Below are 1,130 nucleotides of genomic sequence, written 5' to 3' on the forward strand. Positions count from 1 at the left end.
GATTCTCTCCAGAATTTCTTCGTTGTTGGCTGTGATAAGGCTCATCTCTCGGACTTTGCCATTGATCTGCTCGGTATAGCTTGCTGTACTTCGTTCTAGCTCGTGAAATTGCTTCTGCATTGTCGCTAATGATTTCTGTGCTTGCTGTAAGCTTTGCTGATCGCTCTCGATTGCCTTTGATTGAGCTGATAAAGCTTGGATAATCTTGGTTTGCATTGTGTCTAAAGCTTGCTGTTGCTTCTGCAATTGCGATTGTTGTTGCAGTAACTGTTGCTGTTGTTCTTCGATGATTCTCAATAATTGTGTTTCTAATTCCGTCATCGTTTAGTACCCCATTGGAATCATGTAACCGTTCTGCCATTCCCCTGCATTCTTGTTGATCTGAATACAGAGACGTTGTGCTTTGCTGTCTGGTCGCTTGCATGTGCTGATCGTCAAACTGCCTCCCGATCGGTTCAAATGATCGACCCTCATTTGCTTCTCGTTGATCACTGTATTTAGCGTCTGCATCTCGCTGTACTTGTTTTTGGTGACGAGACCAAGCGAGAAAATTGCTATAAGCAAAATAACTACTACTGAAATCAGTCCCATATTCAAAATGGTAAGTTTTTTCTGTACCGCTTGATTCTGGGCTTGTTGTTCTTGGCTCTGTATTTGCTCGTTTAATTTCGTTAAATGGCTCAATTTCGATTGCAGTAAGGTTTGATACTGGCTCAATTCCTTCTCGACCGTCTGGGCGTTGTTTTGAATGCTCTGGGCTATTTTCTCGTCCGACTGTTGGATAGCGGTCGCTGTGATATTGGCTCTTGTGTTCAAGCTGTCTCTGATAGTCTGTGACGTTTGCTCGATACCGCTCAGAAGTTGTTCCTCTGTATTCTTCAATTCGTTGTTGTACTTCTTGTCGATATTCGCCAGTAGCTCTAAAGCTTTGCTCATAAATCTCGCCCTCTAAACGGATAGGACGTTTTGCGCCCTCATACGGGTTTTCAATGGATATGGAATTTTTTACTTGTCGGGTGACATTGATTTGATTCGATTCAAGCCATTGCACCAATTCTTGCCGATCGGCAACTTCACCATTGGCAACCGCTCGGTAAACACGTTGATGTAACTGCTCTTTAAAATCCTTA

The 1,130-nt window shown here is 43.1% G+C and carries 2 protein-coding genes; both read right to left on the reverse strand.

All coding sequences use genetic code 11. From position 1 onward, the window contains the following. Positions 1–321: hypothetical protein (locus FTV38_RS17845; RefSeq protein WP_180023083.1), on the reverse strand; the 321-nt coding region annotated here is incomplete at its 3' end. A 3-nt stretch (positions 322–324) separates the two neighbouring features. Next, positions 325–936, reverse strand: coding sequence for a hypothetical protein (locus FTV38_RS17850; protein WP_180023084.1), 612 nt, complete (start codon positions 934–936; stop codon positions 325–327). Between the last annotated feature and the right edge of the window lie 194 nt (positions 937–1,130).

It is taken from the genome of Acinetobacter sp. YH16044, from assembly GCF_013417145.1.
GTDB classification, from domain to species: domain Bacteria; phylum Pseudomonadota; class Gammaproteobacteria; order Pseudomonadales; family Moraxellaceae; genus Acinetobacter; species Acinetobacter amyesii.